Origin of the sequence: Gaoshiqia sediminis, assembly GCF_025907915.1 — a bacterium.
In the GTDB taxonomy this organism is placed as follows: domain Bacteria; phylum Bacteroidota; class Bacteroidia; order Bacteroidales; family Prolixibacteraceae; genus Gaoshiqia; species Gaoshiqia sediminis.
The window spans coordinates 1-540 of record NZ_JAPAAF010000113.1 but is presented as its reverse complement, the minus strand read 5'-3'; the positions used below and the strand labels follow the sequence as shown (position 1 = coordinate 540).

Annotated in this window: 1 pseudogene; it reads right to left on the bottom strand. The window is 57.8% G+C overall.

The features are described 5' to 3' along the window. Nucleotides 1–540, bottom strand: a pseudogene (locus N2K84_RS20215) (hypothetical protein); the annotation flags it as partial.

The window sequence follows — 540 nt, the reverse complement described above, 5'->3', positions numbered from 1 at the left end:
GATCCCGCAGTTGTCGGCTGAGCCGTTGTTAACGGCTTCGGCTGTGGTGGAGGCATTGCCGTCGGCATCCAGGTAAATGGTCACGTTTTGGGCAAGGGCTGTCGGGTCGATGTCGTCAACCACGGTCACCACGGCGTTGGCCGTGCTTGAATTGCCGTTCACATCGGTTACGGTCAGCACAACATTGTTCTGTCCTACATGGGCGCAGGTGAACGCTTCGATATCCAAAGCAAGGGACTGGATCCCGCAGTTGTCGGTTGAACCGTTGTCAACAGCTTCGGCCGTGGTGGAGGCATTGCCGTCAGCATCCAGGTAGATGGTCACGTTCTGGGCAAGGGCCGTCGGGTCGATCTCGTCAACCACGGTCACCACAGCGTTGGCCGTGCTTGAGTTGCCGTTCACATCGGTTACGGTCAGCACAACATCGTTCTGTCCTACATTGGCACAGGTGAAATCGGCAATATCGAGTGCCAGCGAAGCGATCCCGCAGTTGTCGGCTGAGCCGTTGTTAACGGCTTCGGCTGTGGTGGAGGCATTGCC